The 786-nt window shown below is 75.4% G+C and carries 1 protein-coding gene and 1 pseudogene; one reads left to right on the top strand and one right to left on the bottom strand.

From position 1 onward, the window contains the following. Positions 1-705 (top strand): aromatic amino acid lyase (locus KBX39_RS32330; protein ID WP_210874226.1); only part of this gene is annotated, 705 nt, incomplete at its 5' end. Positions 706-707: 2 nt separating this feature from the next. On the opposite strand, the pseudogene KBX39_RS32335 reads toward KBX39_RS32330, so the two are convergent. Further along, positions 708-786: pseudogene (locus KBX39_RS32335) on the bottom strand (non-canonical purine NTP pyrophosphatase); the annotation flags it as partial.

The following is a 786-nucleotide window of genomic DNA, read 5'->3' on the forward strand; positions in this document are numbered from 1 at the left end:
GTGCAGGACGCGTACTCCATGCGCTGCGCCCCGCAGGTCGCCGGCGCGGCCCGGGACACGCTCGACTTCGTCGAGGTGGTCGCGGGCCGGGAACTGCTGTCCGTGGTGGACAACCCGGTGGTGCTGCCGGACGGGCGGGTCGAGTCGACCGGCAACTTCCACGGCGCGCCGCTCGGCTTCGCCGCCGACTACCTGGCCATCGCCGCCGCCGAGGTGGGCGCGATCGCCGAACGCCGGGTGGACCGGCTGCTGGACGTCACCCGCTCCCGGGAGCTGCCCGCGTTCCTGTCCCCCGACGCCGGGGTGAACTCCGGGCTGATGATCGCCCAGTACACCGCCGCCGGGATCGTGGCGGAGAACCGCCGGCTCGCCGCGCCCGCCTCGGTCGACTCGCTGCCGACCAGCGGCATGCAGGAGGACCACGTCTCGATGGGCTGGGCGGCCACCAAGAAGCTGCGCACCGTGCTGGACAACCTGACCAGCCTGCTCGCGGTGGAGCTGCTGGCGGCCGTACGCGGGCTCCAGCTCCGCGCCCCGCTGACGCCGTCACCGGCCGGGCGGGCGGCGCTCGACGTGCGCGGCCGCACGATCGGCGAGCCGGGACCGGACGTGTGCCTCGCGCCGCTGAGGGAGGCGGCGCGCGACGTGGGACGCGGCCCGGAGCTGCGCGCGGCGATCGAACGGGAGATCGGCCCGCTGGGCTGATCTCAGGTGGCGGGCGGGAGCACCTTCGCGACCAGCTTGGCCAGCTCCCGCAGCGCCTTGCCGCGGTGGCTGACCGCGTCC

This window comes from Micromonospora sp. D75, from assembly GCF_018070405.1.
Lineage (GTDB): Bacteria > Actinomycetota > Actinomycetes > Mycobacteriales > Micromonosporaceae > Micromonospora > Micromonospora chalcea.